Here is a 20,528-nt window from a genome sequence, read left to right as displayed (position 1 = left end):
ACACATGAGCGACACCTCGGACAGCGCCGTCCGTACGTACATCCGGCAGCACCGCGACGCCTTCATCGGCGACCTCGTGGAGTGGCTGCGGATCCCCTCCGTCTCGGCCCAGCCGGAGCATGCGGAGGACGTACGGCGCAGTGCGGACTGGCTGGCGGCCCGGCTGCGGGAGACCGGCTTCCCGGTCACCGAGGTCTGGCCGACGGCGGGCGCGCCCGCGGTGTTCGCCGAATGGCCCTCCGACGACCCCGGTGCCCCCGTCGTGCTGGTCTACGGCCACCACGACGTCCAGCCCGCCGCCCTCGCCGACGGCTGGTACTCCGACCCGTTCGAACCGCGGCTCGAAGGCGGCAGGCTCTACGCCCGGGGCGCCGCGGACGACAAGGGCCAGGTCTTCTTCCACACCCTCGGTGTCCGCGCGCACCTCGCCGCGACCGGCCGGACCACCCCCGCCGTCCATCTCAAGCTGCTGATCGAAGGCGAGGAGGAGTCCGGTTCGCCGCACTTCCGCACCCTCGTCGAAGAGCAGGCGCACCGGCTGGCCGCCGATGCCGTGATCGTCTCCGACACCGGGATGTGGTCCGAGACGACCCCCACGGTCTGCACCGGGATGCGCGGACTCGTCGACTGCGAAATCGCGCTGTACGGCCCCGGGCAGGACATCCACTCGGGCTCCTTCGGCGGTGCCGTGCCCAATCCGGCGACCTTCGCCGCCCGGCTCGCGGGCGCCCTCCACGACGCCGACGAACGCGTCGCCGTCCCGGGTTTCTACGACGGCGTCGTCCCCATCGGCGCGGCCGAGCGGGAACTCTTCGCGGAGCTGCCGTTCGACGAGGCGGAGTGGCTCGGGACCGCGAAGTCGTCCGGCACCCTGGGCGAGGCGGGCTACACCACCCTGGAGCGGATCTGGGCCCGGCCGACCGCCGAGGTCAACGGCATCGGCGGCGGCTACCAGGGCGCCGGAGGCAAGACGATCATCCCCTCGTCCGCCCTGCTGAAGCTCACCTTCCGGCTGGTGGCCGGGCAGGACCCCGATGCCGTGGAGGTCGCCGTCAGCCGCTGGGTCGCCAGCCGGGTCCCCGACGGAATCCGCTACGACCTCACCTTCGCCGCCTCCACCCGGCCCTGTCTCACGCCCCTGGACCATCCGGCCCTCCAGTCGGTCGTCAGGGCCATGGGCAAGGCGTTCGACGGGCAGAAGATCCGCTTCACCCGGGAAGGCGGCTCGGGACCTGCCGCCGATCTCCAGGACGTCCTGAAAGCACCGGTCCTCTTCCTCGGTATCTCGGTACCCTCCGACGGCTGGCACGCCCCGAACGAGAAGGTCGAGATCGACCTCCTCCTCAAGGGCGTGGAAACGGCCGCCCACCTCTGGGAGGACCTCGGAGGGGCCCTGCGCTGACCACTCAGGACCGGACCGCCCCGGGACCGCCCGGGGACGTACCGGGCCGCCGAACCGTCCGACCGCCGAACTGGAACCCGTCCGGGGGAGTTGCACGTACGTGAGCACCGAGAGCCATGCCACCGCCGATCAGCCCATCAGCCTGACCGCGCCCAGCGGGATCGACCGCGCGGCCCACCACCGGCTCGACGAGGCGTGGCTCGCGGCGGCGTGGAGCCACCCGACGACCCGGGTGTTCGTGGTCTCCGGCGGCCGGGCCCTGGTGGACGACACCGCCGACGGCCGTACCGAACTCGTGATGACCCCCGCCTTCGACGCGCCGCTCACCGAGACCCACCGCTACTTCCTCGGGACCGACGGGAACGGTGTCCGCTACTTCGCCCTGCAGAAGGACTCCCTGCCCGGGCGCATGGACCAGTCCGCCCGTCCGGCGGGGCTGCGGGAAGCCGGGATGCTGCTGTCGCCGCGCGACGCCGGACTGCTGGCCCACGCCGTCGCCCTGGAGAACTGGCAGCGGCTCCACCGCTTCTGTTCGCGCTGCGGCGAGCGCACGGTCATCGCCGCAGCGGGCCATGTCCGCCGCTGCCAGGCCTGCGGCGCGGAGCACTACCCCCGCACCGACCCCGCAGTGATCATGCTGATCACGGACGAGGATGACCGGGCCCTGCTCGGCCGCCAGCTCCACTGGCCGGAAGGGCGCTTCTCGACCCTCGCGGGCTTCGTCGAACCCGGCGAGTCCGTCGAACAGGCCGTGCGGCGGGAGGTCCAGGAGGAGGCGGGGGTCACGGTCGGCGATGTCGAGTACGTGGCCAGCCAGCCCTGGCCGTTCCCGTCGAGCCTGATGCTCGGCTTCATGGCCCGCGCCACCTCCGCCGGGATCACCGTCGACGGGGAGGAACTGCACGAGGCCCGGTGGTTCTCCCGCGACGAGCTGAGGGAGGCCTTCGAGTCCGGCGAGGTCCTGCCGCCGTTCGGCATCTCCATCGCGGCCCGTCTTATCGAGATGTGGTACGGCAAGCCGCTCCCGAAGCCCGGAACGGCGCCCGCCGCCTGAGGGCCCGCAGTCCGGGGTCCGGGGTCCGGGCGCGCCGTCCGAGACCGGAAGGCCCCCGAGACGGCAGGCCCGCCGGTCCGCGGGGAACGTGAAGGCAGCCTCCGCGGGGAACGCGAAGGCCGCCCGGTCCGCCGTGGCGGCGGGACCGGGCGGCCTCCGTATGCGGGGGGCGCCTTTCGGCGCCCGCCCGTCAGGCGCCGAGCGCCTGCTTGACCTGTGCCAGGCTCGGGTTGGTCATGACCACCTCGGCCCCACCGCCCACGGGCACGATTTGCACCGTCGGCACGGTGTGGTTGCCGCCGTTCGCCTTCTCGACGAACGCGGCCGACTCCGGGTCCTGCTCGATGTTGATCTCGGTGTACGCGATGCCCTCGCGGTCCATCTGGCTCTTCAGCCGACGGCAGTATCCGCACCACGTGGTGCTGTACATCGTCACAGTGCCCGACATCGTCCTCAGACTCCTCTGCTGTCTCACCGGGGTGTCGAAGCACCCGCGCGGCGCGGTCCGGTCCGGTGCGATCCGTACCGACAGAAGAACGTACGTGACGAAGCCGCCATTCCCGTACCCGGTACCCGGTAGACGGCCCGCCCGACCCTCCGGACACTCCCGTGACCTCGGCCACAGGAGTCCCGGGCGGGCCCGGTCCGGCCGTCTCCCGGACGGCCCCCACGGCGCACCGATACGACAAACCTCCGCCTCCTGTGGACAACCCGCCGCACCCGCCCCGCGCGACCTGGCAGCATGGCGGGGTGACAGCAGCAACGCACTCCTCACTCTTCCCGCAGGTCCCCGAGTCGGCCGACGCGGTGCTCGACGGGCTCGACCCCGAGCAGCGCGAAGTCGCGACCGCCCTGCACGGCCCGGTGTGCGTGCTGGCAGGCGCCGGCACGGGCAAGACGCGCGCGATCACCCACCGCATCGCCTACGGTGTCCGCGCCGGAATCCTCCCGCCCGCCAGTGTGCTGGCCGTCACCTTCACCAACCGGGCCGCGGGCGAGATGCGCGGGCGGCTCCGCCAGCTCGGCGCCGGCGGAGTCCAGGCACGGACCTTCCACTCCGCCGCCCTCCGGCAGCTCCAGTACTTCTGGCCGAAAGTCATCGGTGGGGAGATGCCCCGGCTGCTGGAGCGCAAGATCCAGCTCGTCGCCGAGGCCGCCGCGCGCTGCCGCATCCGGCTCGACCGCAATGAGCTGCGCGATGTGACCGGCGAAATCGAATGGGCCAAGGTCACCCAGACCGTACCGGCGGACTACCCCGCCGCCGTCGCCAAATCCCTCCACGACGCCCCCCGCGACCCATCGGAAATCAGCCAGATCTACGGGCTGTACGAGCAGCTCAAGCGCGATCGCGCGGTGATTGATTTCGAGGACGTCCTCCTGCTGACCGTCGGCATCCTCCAGGACCGCCATGACGTCGCCGATCTGATCCGCCGCCAGTACCAGCACTTCGTGGTCGACGAGTACCAGGACGTCAGCCCCCTCCAGCAGCGCCTCCTCGACCTCTGGCTCGGCGACCGCGAGAACCTCTGCGTCGTCGGCGACGCCAGCCAGACCATCTACTCCTTCACCGGAGCCACCCCCGACCATCTGCTGAACTTCCGCACCCGCCACCCCTCCGCGACCGTCGTCAAACTGATCCGCGACTACCGCTCCACCCCCCAGGTGGTCCACCTCGCCAACGGCCTCCTCGGACAGGCCCGCGGCCGCGCCGCCGAGCACCGCCTGGAACTCGTCTCCCAGCGCGACCCCGGCCCCGACCCCGGCTACACGGAGTACCCGGACGAACCCGCCGAAGCCGAGGGCACCGCCCGGCGCATCCGCGAGCTGATCGCCGCAGGCGTCCCCGCCGGGGAGATCGCCGTCCTCTACCGGATCAACGCCCAGTCCGAGGTCTACGAACAGGCACTGGCCGACGCCGGAGTCCCCTACCAGCTGCGCGGCGCCGAGCGGTTCTTCGAGCGCCAAGAGGTCCGGGAGGCCGGAGTCGCCCTGCGCGGCGCCGCCCGCGCCGGATCCAACGACGCCCTCCTCGATGACGCCGAAGACCTTCCCGCCCAGGTCCGCGCGGTGCTCTCGACCAAGGGCTGGACCACCGAACCGCCGACCGGCTCGGGTGCCGTCCGCGACCGCTGGGAGTCCCTGGCCGCCCTCGTCCGGCTCGCCGAGGACTTCGCCCGGTCCAGGGCCGGGGCCACCCTCGCCGACCTCGTCACCGAACTGGACGAGCGGGCCGCCGCCCAGCACGCCCCCACCGTCCAGGGCGTCACCCTGGCCTCCCTCCACGCCGCCAAGGGCCTCGAATGGGACGCCGTGTTCCTGGTCGGGCTGACCGAGGGCATGATGCCGATCACCTACGCCAAGACCGACGAGCAGGTCGAGGAGGAGCGCCGCCTGCTGTACGTCGGCGTCACCCGCGCCCGGCTCCACCTCACCCTCTCCTGGGCGCTCTCCCGGGCTCCCGGCGGCCGTGCGGGCCGGCGCCCCACCCGCTTCCTCAACGGGCTCCGCCCCGGCTCCACCGCCCCCGGAAACCGGGCCGCCGCGGGCGGGTCCGGCGCCGGCGAGAGCGGCCGCCGCAAGCGCCGCGGCCCGGTCCTCTGCCGGGTCTGCGGCAAAACCCTCACCGACGCCGGCGAGATGAAGCTGATGCGCTGCGAGGACTGCCCCTCCGATATGGACGAGGCCCTCTACGAACGGCTCCGCGACTGGCGCTCGGGACAGGCCCGGCTCCTCGGCCAGCCGGCCTACTGCGTCTTCACCGACAAGACCCTGATGGCGATCGCCGAAGCCGTCCCCGGGGACGAGCGCGAGCTGAGTGCCATCTCCGGAGTCGGCGGCCGCAAGCTGGACCGCTTCGGAGCCGATGTCCTCGCCATCTGCGCAGGCCAGGACCCAGAGGAGGACCAGGAGGAGGACTGAGGAAACTCGTCGGAAAAATAGTTTGCGCATGCCCCGACCGTCCCCATAGGTTCTTAACCACGCGAACGGGAGCTTCTCCGAAGCCCCGTCCTCGTGATGTACTTATCCGAATACAGCGACCGGCTCCGGCCGGTCCCCCGAGACGCCGAGAGGAGGCGAGTGCAGTGATCACTATCAAGAACGTCAAAACCGTCAGCAACCCGATGGCCGATCGCCCGGTCGCCGCCTCCGCCTGCTCGCTCGGCTTCTCCGTGTCGCTCCTGACCGTCGGCCGTGGTGTCGGTAAGGGCACCGGTGTGTCCGGTGGCCTCGTCGCCGCCGCTGCCACCTCCATGCCTGCCACCGGACTCCGTGTCCTGGGCCTGGAGCGGATTGAGCGACCGACCTCGGCACCGACTGCCGTCGCAGCGAAGACGCAGGCCAAGGCCTATGCCTTCGCGGCAGCCAGTGCCCCGACCACGACGCAGAACGAGCAGCACCTCACCAAGTGGGCCTTCCGTGGGCTCGAACCCTGGAGTGATCCAGCCTGATCCGATCAGGCCGGCGCCTTCAGGGCCGCGGAATCCCACTCGGGATCCGCGGCCCTTCTGTTTTCCCCGCACCGGGGACAACGGAGCGAAGGGGCCTCGGGACAGCACCACCCGGTACCAAAGCACCCCGGCCCGGCCGGGGAACCGCCACCGGCCACCGGCCGGACCGACAAGACGAGGAAGACACACCGTGCAACTCGAAGCGCACGCCCCGTCCGTACCGCCTTCCCAGACGATCTCCCCGCCCGCGCACACGGAGGACTCCCTCTTGACCACCCCCACCGCGCTCACCGCGCTCGACGACGCCATCGAGAACCTCGGCGTACCCGTCCCCTGCCGCTCCTACGACCCGGAGGTCTTCTTCGCCGAGTCGCCGGCCGACGTCGAGTACGCGAAGTCCCTCTGCCGCACCTGCCCGCTGATGGAGGCCTGCCTCGCGGGCGCCAAGGACCGCCGCGAGCCGTGGGGTGTCTGGGGCGGCGAGCTGTTTGTCCAGGGAGTCGTCGTTGCCCGCAAGCGGCCGCGTGGCCGCCCGCGCAAGAACCCGGTCTCGGTATGAAAACCCTCGGAACCATCGACCGCCCCCACGCGCACGACCCCCAGAAGCAGGACCCCATGCCCACTTCCGTGAACGAGCTCCCGGGCTCGGCAACCCCAGATGTGAACACCACCGGCGCGGCCGTCTCGCGCCAGAACAGGACCCACGCCATGCAACTCATCCCAGAAGCCATGGCACGTGCACAGATGCACGACCGGCTTCGCCAAGCCGACGCGGAACGACGGGCGACGCGCCTGATCACCGCACGGCGTATGCAGCGCCGCGCCGAGCGCGCGTCCCTGCGCGCCCGGCGTGCGCTCGCCATGGCCGTCATGAACTGACGTCGCCTCCGAGAACAGCGACAGCAATACCGCGGGTGCCGGTCCGGACGGACCGGCACCCGCGGTGCGTTCAACCCTCCCCGGCCTCCGACGGGTTATCGTCACCGGGTGGACCAGCAGAAGACTCCCCGCCCGGACGGTACGGGCGCCGAGCGCACCGTGTGCTCCCGCTGCGGCAGCACAGCCGCGGGCACAGCCCCGCTCATCTGGACCTGCTCCATGGAGAACGGCACCCGCCGCTACTTCTGCGACACCTGCGCCCGCACCCATCTCCGCTCCATCGAAGGCCGCCTTGACTCCACCTGGTGGTAGGGCCCCCGCCCCTCCCCCCCCGCCCCCTCCCGCGCCCTTGTCTCGTTCCCCGGGTCAGACCATGGTCAGAAGATGGTCCGTGGGGGCGTAGTCGATCTTCCAGTCGGCGTAGAACCCGCAGAATCCGTCCGTGGTGCACCGCAGGCCCACGGTCACCCAGCGGACCGTGCCGTCGCCGCCCAACGAGAACGCCACCGCGACCTCGAACTCCCCGCTCCCGCAAGGGCAGCAGGCCGTGCCGGGTTCGTCGTCCTCCCAGTACTCCTCGGTCCAGTACTCCCCGGAATCCGCGATAAACGCCCGGCCGCCGCAGCCGGAGCACTCCCGTTCCGCCCCGGACGCATTGACCAGCACCGAGAACACCCGGCCGCCGCAGCCCCGGCAGACAGACGGAACGATCTTCACGGGACGGCGGTCATCGGCATCCCGCAGGAGCGCCACGAGTTCCGCGGGCACACCCCCGCCCACCTGATCATCAGCATGCACGGGCCCATCGTTCCAGACCGCACGGTGCCGTTCGCCGCCGCAAGGCCGGGTGCCGCCCGGTCTCAGACCGGGGTGCCCACCGGCATCTGGTCGTCGTCGGCCTCGTCTGCCTCGTCGACCTCGTCCGTCTCGTCGATGTATCGCGCCAGGAATCCCGGCAGCCAGTCCTCCAGTTCGTCCCGGAGCCTGACGGTCGCGTTCAACTGGCACAGCACCCCGATCGTGCTCAGCGTCACCCGGTGGATCAGCAGATAGGACGGCGGCAGATTGAGCTGCTTGCCGAGCTGGTGGGCGGGTGAGCGGATATCGGCGATCCGGGCGGCCTGAGCCCGTATCCAGCCGCGGGTGAAAGTGAACTCGTCCACCTCCGCCGGCTCGATGATCGGCACCAGATACTCCAGCACCGCATCCGGGTCGAGATCGATCTGCTCCTTGACGAAGCCCTCCTCCCGCAGCACCTCGTAGACCGCTTCCGCCTCGCCCTCCAGCGTCAGCCGCAGACAGTCGCCGATCTGCGGCGGCAGCCCACCGGGCAGCCGGTCGACCGTGCCGAAGTCGAGGACCCCCAACCGCCACTCCTCCCCGTCGGCCCCCGGCACCAGCCGGAAGTTCCCCGGATGCGGATCCGCGTGCAGCAGCCCCGTACGCGCCGGGCCGGAGAAGAGGAACCGCGCCAGCAGCTGTCCCGCGCGGTCCCGCTGCTCGGGGGAGCCCCGGTCGATCACCTCGGCCAGCGGCACCCCGTCCATCCACTCCGTCACCAGCACCTGCTCCGACTGGTGCACCACCCCGGGGACCAGCACATCCGGATCGTCCTCGAATTCCTCCGCATGCGCCCGCTGCGCCTCCGCCTCCAGCCCGTAGTCCAGCTCCTCCGCGATCCGGTCGCGCAGCTCGCCGATCAGCGGCTTGATGTCCATGCCCGGTATCAGCGGGCCCAGCAGTCTGGCGAACCTGCTCAACTGGGTCAGATCGGATAGCAGCGCCTCACCGGCCCCCGGATACTGCACCTTCACCGCGACCCGGCGGCCGTCGTGCCAGACCGCCCGGTGGACCTGGCCGATCGACGCCGCGGCCGACGGCTTCTCCTCGAACTCCAGAAACAGATCCCGCCACTGGTCGCCGAGCCGCTCCGTCAGCACCGCGTGCACCGTGCTCGTCGGCATCGGGGGAGCCGCGTCCTGGAGTTTGGTCAGCGCCACTCGGTACGGGCCGGCGATCTCCTCGGGGAGGGCGGACTCGAAGACGGACAGCGCCTGCCCGAACTTCATCGCCCCGCCCTTCAGCTCCCCCAGCACCTTGAACAACTGTTCCGCCGTGCGCTGCTGCAGCTCCCGGGCCACCAGCTCCGCCGGTCTGCCCCCGATCCGCTTGCCCAGACCCCAGGTGGCCCGGCCCGCGAACCCCAGGGGAAGTGCGGCCAATTTGGCGGTCCGGGTGACCGCCTTCCGGGGAAGATCAGACATACGCCCCTCCTCACAGCCGTGCCGCGTGAGCCCGCCGGTGTGGCCCTGTGACGCGTTACCCCGCCATTGTCTCGTGAGACCCCGCCGCTCCAGGGGTGTCCTCCCCCTTAGTTTTCCCTGATGCTCCCGATCCCCGGCCGGCTCCGCAGACACAGCGCGGATGCGGTGCCAGCGCTTCCCGCCGCCAGTCCAGCAGGGGGAGGGAAGTCTCCCAGCGGGCGCCCGTGGTCAGCGGCAGCTCGCCGTCGAGGAAGGAGAGCGCATGCGCGGCGGCCAGCCCGGCCACCGCGGACGCGAGCGCCAGATCACAGGCGGGCACCGGAATCCGGCGGCCGCCCGAACGCCACTGCGCCAGCAGCCTCGGCCGGCCCGGGTCGCGGTCCGCGCGGCCCAGCTCCAGACAGCCCGCGCAGGCCGTCCCGCCGGGCAGCACCAGCGGACCCACCACCCCCGTCGCCTCGACCACCCCCGCATACAGATGGGGGACCCCGCCTTCGACCCAGTCGGCCGCCGCCCCCGGATCGGGCGCATAGGCACCCAGCCCGTCCCGGGGACAGACCAGCACCAGCGAGAGCCCCGGATCCGCCGCCCCCGCTCCGGGCGCCGCGCTCGCACCCGCGGCCGGACGGGGCGGCCGCTGCGGGGCGCTCCTGCGCACCAGCCCGCGGGCGGCCTGCTCACGGCGCTCACCGACCGCCCCGACGGGCAGACCACCGGGTGTCACATCCCCCGGTTCGACGTGGCCGCCGTCCAGGACGTCCACCCGGCCCACCCCCGCCGCGGACAGCAGCGCCGCGACGGACGCGCCCACCCGTCCCGCGCCACGCACCTGGACCCGTATGCCCCGCCGGGCCGCGAGGCGCCGCATTCCGCCGCCCGGCTCGCGGTCGACAACCGACAGAGCGGCCGCGTCCGGCCGCAGCCGGTCGAGGACATCGGCCCGCCTGCGGAGCGCGTCGGCCGCGGGGCCGCCGCAGGTCGCATCGTCGATCAGGCCCGCTGCCGCGAGCCGGCGCACCAGTGCCCCGGCCAGTCCGTCCGGCAGCCCCATCGCCCGCGCCTGCGCGTCCAGCAGCTCCAGCCCACGGGTCCCGTCGATGAGTTCCAGCAAGGAACCGGTCGCCGGGTCCACCGGGCCGATCGACACCGCATGCGCGGGCGTCACCCCGAACTGAATCGTCTGCCGCTCCCGCCAGGCCCGCCGTAAGGCAGGTTTCACCATCGGATGCATACGGAATCCCCCCGTCTCGGTCTGAGGCGGCTCCGGCGCGGCACCCCGCGCCGTCCGCGGTGAGATCAGAATGCCCGGCCGTACCGGGTGGCGGAAAAAGTTGTCCACAGGGCCTGGGTATTAGTCGTTCAAATGGTGCAGCCGTGGGGTGGTTCATGGAGCGGTTCAGCGGAGAACCGACGCGGAGCCGGTGCTTCAGGGGCATTCAGCGGGTAACGTCGTGGCGTGTCCGCCGAATCTTCTTCCCGTATCGCCGGGCGGACTCCGCCGGGTGGCGGGGAAAGTCCGCGGCGCACTGCGGTCGGCCGTGTTCCCCGAGGCGCGGGGACGAGCGCGGTCGAGGTCCGCAGGAGCGCCCGCCGCAGCCGGACGGTCTCCGCCTACCGCGAGGGCGACCGTACGATCGTGCTGATCCCCGCCCGGATGTCGGAGGCCGAGGAGCGCCGCTGGGTGGGGGTGATGCTCGACAAGCTCGCCGCGCAGGAGAGCAGGCGGATTCCCGGCGACGGTGAACTCGCCGCGCGCGCCGAACGCCTGTCCGACCAGTATTTCGACGGCCGGGCCAGGCCCGCTTCCGTGCGCTGGGTGACGAACCAGAACACCCGCTGGGGCTCCTGCACCCCCGCCGAGGGCAGTATCCGGCTCTCCCACCGTCTCCAGGGCATGCCCGAGTACGTCGTCGACTACGTCCTCGTCCATGAGCTGGCGCATCTGCTCGTCCCCGGACACGGTCCCCGTTTCTGGCGGCTGCTGGAGGCGTATCCGCGCACCGAGCGGGCCCGTGGCTATCTCGAAGGCGTGGTCGCCGCGCAGCGCCTGCCCCAGGTGCATCCCGAGCCCCAGGACTGACACCCGGCGAGCAGCGCACCACAGCCCACCGCGGCCCACTGAGGCCGCGGCGGTCGCAGCGGTCCGCCCCGGTCCGCCGCCGCTGCTGCCGAGAGCCCGCCGTCGCTGCGCCGCGAGACCCGCCCCACCCGGCCCCGCCCGTCCGCCGTCCGGGGAACGCGCCGATATCACCGAACGTTGATCAGCATGTATCGAATGTGTCCCGGGGCGGCTTCAACCCTTGGCCGGATCCCGTAGGCAGCCGTTAGCCTGGCGCGACGCATTCGTAAGTTTTTCGGGATGGGGGACGGTCGTTACGCATGGCCAGGGAATTCCAACGCGGCCACAAGGCCAAGATCAGTGATCTCACCGCGGGTACGGATCTGTACGTCGGCGTATCCATCGCCGCCCCCGGTCTGACCTTCGACATCAGTTGCTTCGGACTGGACGCCGCCGAGAAACTCTCCGACGACCGGTACTTCGTCTTCTTCAACCAGCCGAAGTCGCCCGAAGAGTCCATCCAGTTGCTCGGCGCCCAGTCCGGGGACACGGAATCCTTCCGGGTGACCCTGGACCGTATTCCGGCGCACATCACCAGGCTCAGCTTCACCGCCACCATCGACGGCGGCGGGCAGATGTCGCAGATCGGACCGGGCTATCTCCGGATCGTGGCCGGTGGTGAGGAAGTCGCCCGCTATCCCTTCACGGGAGCGGAGTTCAGCACCGAGCGCGCGGTCATGCTGGCCGATTTCTATCTCAAGGACGTCTGGCGGTTCGCCGCCGTCGGCCAGGGCTTCGACGGCGGTCTGGACGCACTGCTGCGGAATTTCGGCGGAGAGGTCGCCGAGGACCAGCCGGCCGCCGCCGCACCGCCCGGGGCTTCCGCCGCGACCCCGGCGCCCGCGCCCGCGTTCGCCGCGCCGCCCCCGCTCCAGCCCGTGGCGCAGCCGCCCCAGCCGTACGCCCCTCAGGCCACCCCGGCCCCTCAGGCCCCCCAAGTGCCGCCGCCCCCGCAGCCCGCACCCGCGTTCGGCGGCCCCGTCGGGGTACCCGTCCCTCCGCCCGTCACCGCCCCGCCCGCCCCGCCCGCGGCGCCGATGCCCCCCGGCGCCGTACCGCCGCCCGCCCAGCCGCCGTTCGGCCAGGTCCCGGGCCAGGCTCCCGGACCGTTCCCGGGGCAGCCGCCGTTCGGACAGGTCCCCGGCGGGCTGCCCGGTACGGCCCTGCCGCCGGGCGCCGGTGCCGCCCCCTTCGCCCAGCAGGCCCCCTTCGCGTACGGACAGACCGGCATCCAGGGACAGCCCGCCGGTATCCCGCAGGGTGTGCCCGCCGCGGGCCCCGGGCTGAACGCCGCCCTCCAGGCCTATCGGGAGACTCCCACCGGCCTGCGCTGGACGCCGCAGAACCAGCACCTCATACGCGTCGACGTCGCCATGGGCGGCACCGGGATCCTCGCCCGCAGCGGCAGTATGGTGATGTACCAGGGGAAGATCGACTTCAGTCACAAGAGCGGCGGCTTCGCCGGCCGGGTCGTCGGCAACGCCACCGGCCAGGAGATGCAGCTCATGCGCTGCACCGGCCGCGGCCAGGTCTTCCTCGCCGAGAACAACGCCCATCTGCACCCCATCGAACTCCAGGGCGACGCCATCTGCGTCTCCGCCGAGAACGTCCTCGCGTTCGACGAGTCCCTCCAGTACGAGGTCCGCCGTATCGAGGGCCACGGGATCCCCGGCGGGGTGCTCTTCACCCTCCAGTTCCAGGGCACCGGCACCGTCGTCGTCACCACGCACGGCACGCCCGTCGTCCTCCCGGTGAACAACGCCACCTTCGCCGACACCAACGCGATCGTGGCCTGGTCCGCCGCCTCCCAGGTGAAACTCGCGTCCCAGGTGCGGCTGCGCCGCAACTCCTACCCCGGACACAGCGGCGAGACCGTCAACCTCCAGTTCCGGGGCGCCCCCGGCAACTTCATCGTCGTCCAGCCCTACGAGGTCTGAGGGAGCCCGAAGCCATGAACCAGCAACTCGCGGGCTACGCCCCGACCCCCCTCGCGGCCCGGATGGAGAACCACGGCCGCACCATGCTCAAGGTGGCCATGGCCACCGGCCACGATCTGTACGCCCGTACCGGCTCGATGGTCGCCTACGAGGGCTTCGTCCAGTACGAGGCCAACCCGCCCTCCGCACAGCAGGCCCTGGCGCAGTGGGCGACCGGCGAAGGCGCACCGATCATGCGCTGTCACGGCGACGGCGTTCTCTACCTCGCCGACTACGGCGCCGATGTCGTCGTCATCTATCTCAACAACGACTCCCTCTCGGTCAACGGCTCCAACGTCCTCGCCTTCGACGCCCACCTCCAGTGGAGCGTCCAGAAGGTCAAGGGCATGGCCAAGCTCGCCGGCACCGGCCTGTGGAATGTGGAGATCGCGGGCACCGGCTGGGTCGCCCTGACCTCCCGCGGCACCCCGATCGTCGTCGACTGCGGCCGCGGCCAGGACGAGACCTATGTCGATCCGGACGCCCTCGTCGCCTGGTCGCCGCATCTGAAGGTGAAGGCGAAACGGAGCATGAAGGCCGGTGCCCTCATCGGGCGCGGTACCGGCGAGGCGTACCAGATGGCCTTCTCCGGGGAGGGCATCGTCGTCGTCCAGCCCAGCGAGGACAACACCGACCGGCTGCGGATCCGGGGCTGAGGGGGAGCGGGAAACACCATGCAGAGCCCACTTTTCACCTATGGCGAGCAGCAGACCCAGGAACGCTTCGCCGTCCAGAACCCGCAGTTGCTGCGGATCACCCTCCGGGGCAACGACGACATCCTCGCCCGCAAGGGCGCCATGGTCGCCTACCAGGGGCTGATCGACTTCGACGGCGAGTACCAGAACACCAGCGAACGCCGTAAGCGCGAGCGGACCGGGGAGGGCCTCGACCTGATGCGCTGCTCCGGCCAGGGCACGGTCTATCTCGCCAACCTTGCCCAGTTCATCCATATCGTGGACGTCGACAGCGGTGGGCTGACCGTCGACAGCGCCTATGTCCTCGCGCTCGACCCTGCGCTGCACACGGAGATCCTCGCGGTGGACAGCGAGTACGGGATCTCCGGCTCCGGCAAATACCAGCTGAACATCACCGGCCACGGCAAGGTCGCCCTGATGACCTCGGGTCAGCCGCTGATGCTCCCGGTGACCCCGCAGACCTCGGTGAACGTCGACTCCGACGCCATCGTGGCCTGGTCGACCCGGCTGCGTGTGCAGATGGAGGCGCCCATGACCTCCACCAGCGTCCGCACCCGCCGCGGCAGCACCGGAGAGGGCTGGGAACTGAGCTTCCTCGGCCAGGGCTTCGTCCTGGTGCAGCCCAGTGAGGTGATGCCGCCGCAGAACGCGCAGATCGGCGAGGGGATACGGGGCCAGTTCGGCGCCGACGGACGCAACCGCAACAACGCCTGGAGCTGACCGGGCCCCGCCGGATCCGGTCCGTCCACCGGCACCGGTACGAGTGCCCGTGGCACCGGCACAACAAGGGCGCCTGCGGCCCCGGAATCCTCCGGAACCACAGGCGCCCTCGCCTTCCCCGACCGTGGTACGGCCACCGGGGCGCGGCCCGGTCGGCTACAGCGCGGCCCGGGTCCGTTCCAGCAGCCGTACCACGGAGGTGTCCGCAACCCCCGCCACCTCGTCGTAACCGAACCAGCGCAGGTCGAGCGACTCCTCGCTGATCCGGGCGGCCGCTCCCGCCGGGGCCAGCGCCGCGTACTGCACATCCAGATGCCAGTGGCACGGCGCCGGAATCGGATGCCGGTCGAGCCGCACCGGCTCCGGGGCACCGTCCGGCAGCAGCGTCAGCCCGGCGATGCCCGACTCCTCCGTGGCCTCCCGCAGCGCCGCGGCGGCCAGCGTCGGATCGCCCGGCTCGCAGTGGCCGCCCATCTGGAGCCACATGCCCAGCTTGCGGTGGAGGGTCAGCAGCACCCGCTCCCGCTCCGGATCCACGATCAGGGCGCTCGCCGTCAGATGCCCCGCCCCGCAGGCCTTCCACATACCGTCCGGGTGGGCCGTGAGATGGTCCAGATAGCGCTGCCGCAGCTCCTCCTGGCCCGGGTCGCCCCCGCCCTCCCCGGCCTCGTAGGACTTCAGTACGAGGACGGCGTCGTCGTGCAGGCTCACCGGCCCGGACCTCCCGGGTCCGACCCCGGCGCGCCCTTCCCGCCGTCGCCGTCGGAGCCGCCGTCGCTCTCCGTAGCAGACCCGTCGGAGCCCGTGGAACCCTCGGCACCCTCGGAGCCCGTGGAACCCTCGGAGTCCTTGGAGCCCTGGGATTCCTTGGAACCGTCGGGGCGGTGTCCGCCGCCGTCGCCGGACGCGGCCTCGCCCAGTATCCGGTCCAGCTCCGAGAAGTCGAGCTGCTCCCGGTGGACGAAACCGTCGGGGTCGTCGAGGTCGGTGGCCGTCGGCAGCATGTCCGGGTGCTCCCAGAGCGCGTCGCGCCCGTCCACCCCGCGGGCGTCCGTCAGCGAAGCCCACAGCCGCGAGGCATCCCGCAGCCGGCGCGGCCGCAGCTGGAGCCCGATCAGCGTGGCGAACGTCTGCTCCGCGGGACCGCCCGAAGCCCGCCGTCTCCGCAGGGTCTCCCGCAGCGCGGAAGCGGAGGTCAGCCGGTTCGACGCGGCCTCGTGCACCACCGCGTCCACCCAGCCCTCGACCAGCGCCAGGGCGGTCTCCAGCCGGGCCAGCGCCGCCTTCTGCTGCGGAGTGTCCTCCGGCTGGAACATGCCCTGCTGGAGGGCCTCCTGCAACTGCTCGGGATGGGTGGGATCGAACTGCCCGACGACGTCCTCCAGCTTCGACGTGTCGACCGTGATCCCGCGGGCGTACCCCTCGACGGCGCCGAAGAGATGCGAGCGCAGCCAGGGAACATGGGCGAAGAGCCGCTGGTGGGCCGCCTCGCGGAGGGCCAGATAGAGCCGTACCTCGTCCTTCGGGACACCGAGGTCCTTGCCGAGCGCCTCCACGTTCAGCGGGAGGAGGGCGGCCTTCCCGGCCGGGCCGAGCGGCAGGCCGATATCCGTGGAGCCGACGACCTCGCCCGCCAGCACCCCCATCGCCTGCCCGATCTGCTGCCCGAACATCGCGCCGCCCATGGAGCGCATCATGCCGATCAGCGGGCCCGCCATGGCCTGCATCTCCTCGGGCAGCACCCCGCCCATGGCCGTGCCCACCCGCTCGGCGACCGGGTCGACCAGCTGCTTCCAGGCCGGAAGCGTCGCCTCCACCCACTCGGCCCGGCTCCACGCCACGGCCGTGCTCGCACCGGACGGCAGGGACGTCACCCCGTCCAGCCAGACATCGGCCAGCCGCAGCGCCTCCTCCACCGCCGTACGGTCGGCGGGGCCGACGGAGGCGTCCTTCACTCCGTCCGCCGTCCCCTGGGAGACGGTCTGGCGGGCGATCTGCTTGGCCATGTCCCAGTTCACCGGGCCGCCCTCGTAGCTCAGCATCTGGCCGAGCTGCTGGAAGGCCGCCCCCAGGTCCTGGGGGTCGAAAGACCCGAACACGGAAGCGAAGGGATTGTCCCCCGCGCCCCCCTGCCCCGGTCCGAAACCGAAGGGATTCTGCGGATTCTGCGGGGACGAACCGCCGGCGCCGCTGCCACCGCCCGCGGGGTCCTTCTTCCTGCCCTCGTCGCCGTCCTCCGGCTCCTCCGGCGGAAGGCCGAATCCGAATGGGGTGTCACTCACGGGTTTCCTCGGCTCGTAGGGCCGCCGGCGCCCGGCCGGCGGCGAATGCCCTCACAACACCACCCAGCGTAGACATCCCGGCCCGCATCCGGGCTCGGTGCTCCGCCTGCTCGGGGCCTGGGGCAGGATGGATGCCACCTGGTCCGTACGCGTCATCACCGTACGTACTGAAGACAACCGCTGGAGACGCCTGGTGAGTTCCCCAGATCCGCAGGTTCGCGGAGCGCGAAACCGCTCAACCCCGACCCCCGGCGACGGAGCCGCGGGCCGCGGACCCGTCATCGCGGTCACCGGCGCCGCCACCGGCATCGGTGAGCTGCTCGCCCGGCAGCTGGCCGCATCCGACGAGGTCGGGCGGGTCGTCGCGATCGACGAACGCCGGGGCGAGGTCCCCGGGGCACAGTGGCACGTCCTCGACGTCCGCGATCCGGCCATCGCCGAGAAGCTGCGCGGCGCCGATGTCGTGGTGCACCTCGCGCTCGACCTCGACCTGGAGTCCGACTCCACGGCCCGTACCGCGTACAACGTACGCGGCACGCAGACGGTGCTCACCGCGGCCGCGGCCGCCGGAGTCCGCCGGGTCGTGCTCTGCACCTCCGCCATGGTGTACGGAGCGCAGCCCGACAACGACGTTCCGCTGTCGGAGGACGCCGAACTGCGGGCCACCGCGGAGGCCACCGGCGTCGGCGACCTGCTGGAGATCGAGCACCTGGCCCGCCGGGCGCCCCGCGCGCACCCCGGGCTGAATGTGACCGTGGTGCGCCCCGCCGTCCTGGTCGGCGGCACCGACACCGCACTGACCCGCTACTTCGAGTCCCCGCGGCTGCTCGTCGTTGCCGGATCCCGCCCCACCTGGCAGTTCTGCCATGTGGAGGATCTGGTCAGCGCACTGGAGTACGCGGCCCTGGAGAAGGTCGACGGCGAACTGGCCGTCGGCTGCGACGGGTGGCTCGAACAGGAGGAGGTCGAGGAGCTGACCGGAATCCGGCGGATGGAACTGCCGTCCGCGATCGCGCTGGGCGCCGCCGCCCGGCTGCACCGGATCGGTGTCACCCCCTCCCCGGCCGGGGACCTCGCGTACACGATGCATCCCTGGGTGGTCAGCATCGGCAGGCTCCACGACGCGGGATGGCGGCCCCGGTGGACCAACGAGGAGGTGCTCGCCGCGCTCCTGGAGGAGGTCGCGGGCCGTCACACGGTCGCCGGCCGCAGGCTGGGCAGGAAGGACGCCGCGGCGGCCGGTGCGGCCGGTGCGACGGTCGCCCTGCTCGGTACGGCCGCCCTGGTCCGCCGAGCCCGCAAGGCCCGCCGCCGGATCTGACCCCTCGGGCCGCGGACTCCGGCACGGTACGGGCGCCCTCGCGCCGTACCGTGCCGGAACCCGCGCGGGGCGTGCCCCCTGCTCGCGCGGGACGGGCGCGAGCGGGGGAGGCAGCTGTCGGACCGGGCTCGGCGTGCCCCCTGCGCGCGCGGGACGGGCGGCGGTGGTCCGGCCGGGACGGTGTACGGCACGATGTGGCCATGACGATCAGGCACGACCACCCCGGCGAGCGGGCGGCCCACGACCCGCTGCGGCTCCTCGCCGTCAAGGACGCCCCCCTCTCCGTCGACGAGGTCTTCGCCGCCGTCGGTGATCCCGCCGCGGGCGGTACGGCACTGTTCGTCGGTACGGTCCGAAACCACGACGCCGGTTCCGACGTCGACGCCCTCGGCTACTCGTGCCACCCCACCGCCGAGGCCGAGCTGCGGCGGGTCGCCGAGAAGATCGCCGCGGACTTCCCGGTCCGTGCCCTGGCCGCGGTTCACCGGGTCGGCGACCTCGCGGTCGGCGATATCGCGGTGATCGTCGCGGTCTCCTGCCCCCACCGGGCCGAGGCCTTCGAAGCCTGCCGCAGGCTGATCGACGACCTCAAACGCGAAGTGCCCATCTGGAAGCACCAGACCTTCTCCGACGGTACGGAGGAGTGGGTCGGCGCCTGACACCCACCCGGGACCGTGACCGGACACGCGGTACGTCCGCCGCCGCTGCGCCCCCCGTCCGGCCGTCCGCCGATTTGCGTAACCGGGCCCCAGCTACGAGCGTTGAACCGGTGAACGATTAATCTGTTGATCACTCAGCCGGATCCGCCCGTGAGGCGTGCTCCCGGCCGTTCTTTCACGGGGTAGGGAGGCCGCGATGGCAGCACTCGCGTGGTTGCTGATTCCGCTGTTCGCTGCCGTCGGTGCCGCCATATGGGGAGGCTGGGCGTCACGGAACCGGACCACCGGGGACGTGGCCGAGCTGGCCGGGTACGCGCGGTTCCGCGACGCGATGGAGAAGACCGGCTCCGCAGGCCCCCCGAGCCGCTAGGCCGCAGCCCGCAGCGGGGTCCCGGTCCGCGCGCTCGCCATGGTCCGCCGGGGAGCCCGGGGGCGCCTTCGCGCCCCTCCCCGGGGACTCCGCGCCGCTCCGTACGGAAGCCGCCGGCCGCCCCCGTACGGCCCGGCCCGAACGGCGCGCCGACGGTCCTGTCCCGTACTGTCGTTCCATGCCACGCCGCACCGCGACGATGCTCGCATCCACGCTGATCGCCGTCGCGCTGCTCTGCGCGGGGATCCTGATTCCGGTGAACTACGCGGAGATGTCGCCGGGCCCGACGGTCAACACCCTCGGCGACGCCGGTGGCGAACCGGTTCTGCGGATCGACGGCCGGAAGACCTACCCGGCGTCCGGGCATCTGAACATGACGACGGTCCGGGTGACCGGCGCCGACTACCGGATGAACCTGGTCGAGGCCGTCCACGGCTGGCTGGCCCACGACAACGTCGTCGTCCCGCACGACACGCTCTACCCCGACGGGCAGACCGAGGAGCAGTCCACCCAGGAGAACGCCGAGGAGTTCAGCCAGTCCCAGGAGAGCGCCAAGGTCGCCGCCCTGAAGCAGCTGAAGATCCCCGTCACCTCCCGGGTCGTGGTCGCCACGGTCGTCAAGGGCACCCCCGCCGAGGACCGGCTGCACGCCGGCGATGTGATCAAGGCCGTCGACGGTACGGCGGTCAAGGAACCCGGGGACGTCGCCAAGCTGGTCACCAAGCGCCGGCCCGGCCAGGACGTCGTCTTCACGATCGTCCCGGCGAAGGAGGCGGCCGCCGCGGAGAAGGCGGGCCGGGAGCCCACGGCGACCGAGGACATCACCCTCACCACGGCCAAGGCCGAGGGCGCCGACCGGGCGATCGTCGGTATCCAGGCCGGAACCGACCACACCTTCCCGTTCACCATCGACATCAACCTCGCCGATGTGGGCGGCCCCAGCGCCGGGCTGATGTTCGCCCTCGGCATCGTCGACAAGCTCACCCCCGGCGATATGACGGGCGGGAAGTTCGTCGCGGGCACGGGCACCATCGACGACGCCGGACGGGTCGGGCCGATCGGCGGTATCGCCATGAAGCTCGTCGGCGCCCGGGCCGCCGGTGCCCAGTACTTCCTCACCCCCGCCGACAACTGCGCGGCGGCGGCCGAGGACATCCCCAAGGGACTCACACTGGTCAAGGTCGACACCATCGCCGACGCCGCCAAGTCCCTGGAGAAGATCAAATCCGGTGACCGGGCGGACCTGCCGTCCTGCACGAAGAGCTGACCCACCCCACCGCAGAGACGGCGGCGGTACGGGTACGGCCCGAGGCCACGGCGTACGGCCGAGCCCGGCCC

At 71.8% G+C, this 20,528-nt stretch carries 21 protein-coding genes; 15 read left to right on the top strand and 6 right to left on the bottom strand.

The features are described 5' to 3' along the window. Positions 1-4 precede the first annotated feature (4 nt). The gene (locus tag ACIQ9E_RS05165) at positions 5-1,402 is read left to right on the top strand and encodes a dipeptidase (RefSeq protein WP_403702150.1); all 1,398 of its coding nucleotides are present in this window, start codon (positions 5-7) and stop codon (positions 1,400-1,402) included. A gap of 100 nt (positions 1,403-1,502) precedes the next feature. Next, complete coding sequence (gene nudC / locus ACIQ9E_RS05160; protein WP_403702147.1) at positions 1,503-2,456, top strand: NAD(+) diphosphatase; 954 nt, start codon at positions 1,503-1,505, stop codon at positions 2,454-2,456. A 190-nt stretch (positions 2,457-2,646) separates the two neighbouring features. On the opposite strand, the gene ACIQ9E_RS05155 is transcribed toward nudC, so the two are convergent. Beyond that, positions 2,647-2,904: a mycoredoxin gene (locus ACIQ9E_RS05155; RefSeq protein WP_403702144.1), complete on the bottom strand. Its 258-nt coding sequence runs from the start codon at positions 2,902-2,904 to the stop codon at positions 2,647-2,649. Positions 2,905-3,206: 302 nt separating this feature from the next. Here ACIQ9E_RS05155 and ACIQ9E_RS05150 point away from each other — a divergent pair, with 302 nt between their 5' ends. The 5 genes from ACIQ9E_RS05150 to ACIQ9E_RS05130 all read left to right on the top strand — a co-directional run bounded on the left by ACIQ9E_RS05150 (position 3,207) and on the right by ACIQ9E_RS05130 (position 7,096). Then, positions 3,207-5,375: an ATP-dependent DNA helicase UvrD2 gene (locus ACIQ9E_RS05150; RefSeq protein WP_403702141.1), complete on the top strand. Its 2,169-nt coding sequence runs from the start codon at positions 3,207-3,209 to the stop codon at positions 5,373-5,375. A gap of 164 nt (positions 5,376-5,539) precedes the next feature. After that, positions 5,540-5,905 carry a hypothetical protein gene (locus tag ACIQ9E_RS05145; RefSeq protein WP_403702138.1) on the top strand — a complete coding sequence of 122 codons (366 nt, stop codon included), beginning with the start codon at positions 5,540-5,542 and terminating at the stop codon, positions 5,903-5,905. Between the two features lie 190 nt (positions 5,906-6,095). Next, positions 6,096-6,464, top strand: coding sequence for a WhiB family transcriptional regulator (locus ACIQ9E_RS05140; protein WP_366255024.1), 369 nt, complete (start codon positions 6,096-6,098; stop codon positions 6,462-6,464). Beyond that, entirely contained in the window at positions 6,461-6,784 is a 324-nt protein-coding gene (locus ACIQ9E_RS05135; protein WP_366255025.1) for a hypothetical protein, read from the top strand. Before ACIQ9E_RS05140 ends, ACIQ9E_RS05135 begins: the two co-directional genes overlap by 4 nt. 108 nt (positions 6,785-6,892) lie before the next feature. Beyond that, entirely contained in the window at positions 6,893-7,096 is a 204-nt protein-coding gene (locus ACIQ9E_RS05130; protein WP_403702133.1) for a hypothetical protein, read from the top strand. 54 nt (positions 7,097-7,150) lie between these two features. Here ACIQ9E_RS05130 and ACIQ9E_RS05125 read toward each other — a convergent pair whose 3' ends face one another. The 3 genes from ACIQ9E_RS05125 to ACIQ9E_RS05115 all read right to left on the bottom strand — a co-directional run bounded on the left by ACIQ9E_RS05125 (position 7,151) and on the right by ACIQ9E_RS05115 (position 10,279). Then, positions 7,151-7,582: a hypothetical protein gene (locus ACIQ9E_RS05125; RefSeq protein ID WP_403702131.1), complete on the bottom strand. Its 432-nt coding sequence runs from the start codon at positions 7,580-7,582 to the stop codon at positions 7,151-7,153. Between the two features lie 62 nt (positions 7,583-7,644). Next, positions 7,645-9,048: an ABC1 kinase family protein gene (locus ACIQ9E_RS05120; RefSeq protein WP_403702128.1), complete on the bottom strand. Its 1,404-nt coding sequence runs from the start codon at positions 9,046-9,048 to the stop codon at positions 7,645-7,647. 55 nt (positions 9,049-9,103) lie between these two features. Beyond that, a complete protein-coding gene (locus tag ACIQ9E_RS05115; protein ID WP_403702125.1) occupies positions 9,104-10,279 on the bottom strand; it encodes a TOMM precursor leader peptide-binding protein in 1,176 nt (391 codons plus the stop codon). Positions 10,280-10,504: 225 nt separating this feature from the next. On the opposite strand from ACIQ9E_RS05115, the gene ACIQ9E_RS05110 reads away from it, so the two are divergent. The 4 genes from ACIQ9E_RS05110 to ACIQ9E_RS05095 all read left to right on the top strand — a co-directional run bounded on the left by ACIQ9E_RS05110 (position 10,505) and on the right by ACIQ9E_RS05095 (position 14,558). Beyond that, positions 10,505-11,128 carry a SprT-like domain-containing protein gene (locus ACIQ9E_RS05110; RefSeq protein WP_403702122.1) on the top strand — a complete coding sequence of 208 codons (624 nt, stop codon included), beginning with the start codon at positions 10,505-10,507 and terminating at the stop codon, positions 11,126-11,128. 299 nt (positions 11,129-11,427) lie between these two features. Next, positions 11,428-13,104 (top strand): TerD family protein, encoded by a 1,677-nt coding sequence (locus tag ACIQ9E_RS05105; RefSeq protein WP_403702120.1) that lies wholly within the window; start codon positions 11,428-11,430, stop codon positions 13,102-13,104. A 14-nt stretch (positions 13,105-13,118) separates the two neighbouring features. Continuing rightward, positions 13,119-13,799: an AIM24 family protein gene (locus ACIQ9E_RS05100; protein ID WP_403702117.1), complete on the top strand. Its 681-nt coding sequence runs from the start codon at positions 13,119-13,121 to the stop codon at positions 13,797-13,799. Between the two features lie 18 nt (positions 13,800-13,817). Further along, a complete protein-coding gene (locus ACIQ9E_RS05095; RefSeq protein ID WP_403702114.1) occupies positions 13,818-14,558 on the top strand; it encodes an AIM24 family protein in 741 nt (246 codons plus the stop codon). 156 nt (positions 14,559-14,714) lie between these two features. Here the strand turns inward: ACIQ9E_RS05095 and ACIQ9E_RS05090 are convergent, their stop codons facing one another. Further along, positions 14,715-15,269 (bottom strand): NUDIX hydrolase, encoded by a 555-nt coding sequence (locus ACIQ9E_RS05090; RefSeq protein ID WP_403702111.1) that lies wholly within the window; start codon positions 15,267-15,269, stop codon positions 14,715-14,717. After that, the gene (locus tag ACIQ9E_RS05085) at positions 15,266-16,840 is read right to left on the bottom strand and encodes a zinc-dependent metalloprotease (RefSeq protein WP_403702109.1); all 1,575 of its coding nucleotides are present in this window, start codon (positions 16,838-16,840) and stop codon (positions 15,266-15,268) included. The genes ACIQ9E_RS05090 and ACIQ9E_RS05085 overlap by 4 nt, the downstream gene beginning before the upstream one ends. A 193-nt stretch (positions 16,841-17,033) precedes the next feature. Between ACIQ9E_RS05085 and ACIQ9E_RS05080 the strand changes: the two genes are divergently transcribed. The 4 genes from ACIQ9E_RS05080 to ACIQ9E_RS05065 all read left to right on the top strand — a co-directional run bounded on the left by ACIQ9E_RS05080 (position 17,034) and on the right by ACIQ9E_RS05065 (position 20,457). Further along, positions 17,034-18,161, top strand: coding sequence for an SDR family oxidoreductase (locus ACIQ9E_RS05080; RefSeq protein ID WP_403702106.1), 1,128 nt, complete (start codon positions 17,034-17,036; stop codon positions 18,159-18,161). A gap of 200 nt (positions 18,162-18,361) precedes the next feature. After that, positions 18,362-18,820: a molybdenum cofactor biosynthesis protein MoaE gene (locus tag ACIQ9E_RS05075; protein WP_040914358.1), complete on the top strand. Its 459-nt coding sequence runs from the start codon at positions 18,362-18,364 to the stop codon at positions 18,818-18,820. A gap of 196 nt (positions 18,821-19,016) precedes the next feature. After that, a complete protein-coding gene (locus ACIQ9E_RS05070; RefSeq protein ID WP_403702103.1) occupies positions 19,017-19,190 on the top strand; it encodes a hypothetical protein in 174 nt (57 codons plus the stop codon). Between the two features lie 178 nt (positions 19,191-19,368). Then, positions 19,369-20,457, top strand: a complete 1,089-nt coding sequence (locus ACIQ9E_RS05065) for a PDZ domain-containing protein (RefSeq protein ID WP_403702100.1) — start codon at positions 19,369-19,371, stop codon at positions 20,455-20,457. Positions 20,458-20,528 lie beyond the last annotated feature (71 nt).

The organism is Streptomyces sp. NPDC094448, assembly GCF_044763775.1.
Lineage (GTDB): Bacteria > Actinomycetota > Actinomycetes > Streptomycetales > Streptomycetaceae > Streptomyces.
This window is presented reverse-complemented; position numbering and strand designations above follow the sequence as displayed.

Excerpts from the sequence above, each read along its gene's own strand:
- ACIQ9E_RS05155 (WP_403702144.1), bottom strand. The coding sequence starts at position 2,904 with ATGTCGGGCACTGTGACGATGTACAGCACCACGTGGTGCGGATACTGC.
- ACIQ9E_RS05105 (WP_403702120.1), top strand. The coding sequence starts at position 11,428 with ATGGCCAGGGAATTCCAACGCGGCCACAAGGCCAAGATCAGTGATCTC.
- ACIQ9E_RS05120 (WP_403702128.1), bottom strand. The coding sequence starts at position 9,048 with ATGTCTGATCTTCCCCGGAAGGCGGTCACCCGGACCGCCAAATTGGCC.
- ACIQ9E_RS05075 (WP_040914358.1), top strand. The coding sequence starts at position 18,362 with ATGACGATCAGGCACGACCACCCCGGCGAGCGGGCGGCCCACGACCCG.
- ACIQ9E_RS05095 (WP_403702114.1), top strand. The coding sequence starts at position 13,818 with ATGCAGAGCCCACTTTTCACCTATGGCGAGCAGCAGACCCAGGAACGC.
- ACIQ9E_RS05070 (WP_403702103.1), top strand. The coding sequence starts at position 19,017 with ATGGCAGCACTCGCGTGGTTGCTGATTCCGCTGTTCGCTGCCGTCGGT.
- ACIQ9E_RS05065 (WP_403702100.1), top strand. The coding sequence starts at position 19,369 with ATGCCACGCCGCACCGCGACGATGCTCGCATCCACGCTGATCGCCGTC.
- ACIQ9E_RS05115 (WP_403702125.1), bottom strand. The coding sequence starts at position 10,279 with ATGCATCCGATGGTGAAACCTGCCTTACGGCGGGCCTGGCGGGAGCGG.
- ACIQ9E_RS05165 (WP_403702150.1), top strand. The coding sequence starts at position 5 with ATGAGCGACACCTCGGACAGCGCCGTCCGTACGTACATCCGGCAGCAC.
- ACIQ9E_RS05100 (WP_403702117.1), top strand. The coding sequence starts at position 13,119 with ATGAACCAGCAACTCGCGGGCTACGCCCCGACCCCCCTCGCGGCCCGG.
- ACIQ9E_RS05135 (WP_366255025.1), top strand. The coding sequence starts at position 6,461 with ATGAAAACCCTCGGAACCATCGACCGCCCCCACGCGCACGACCCCCAG.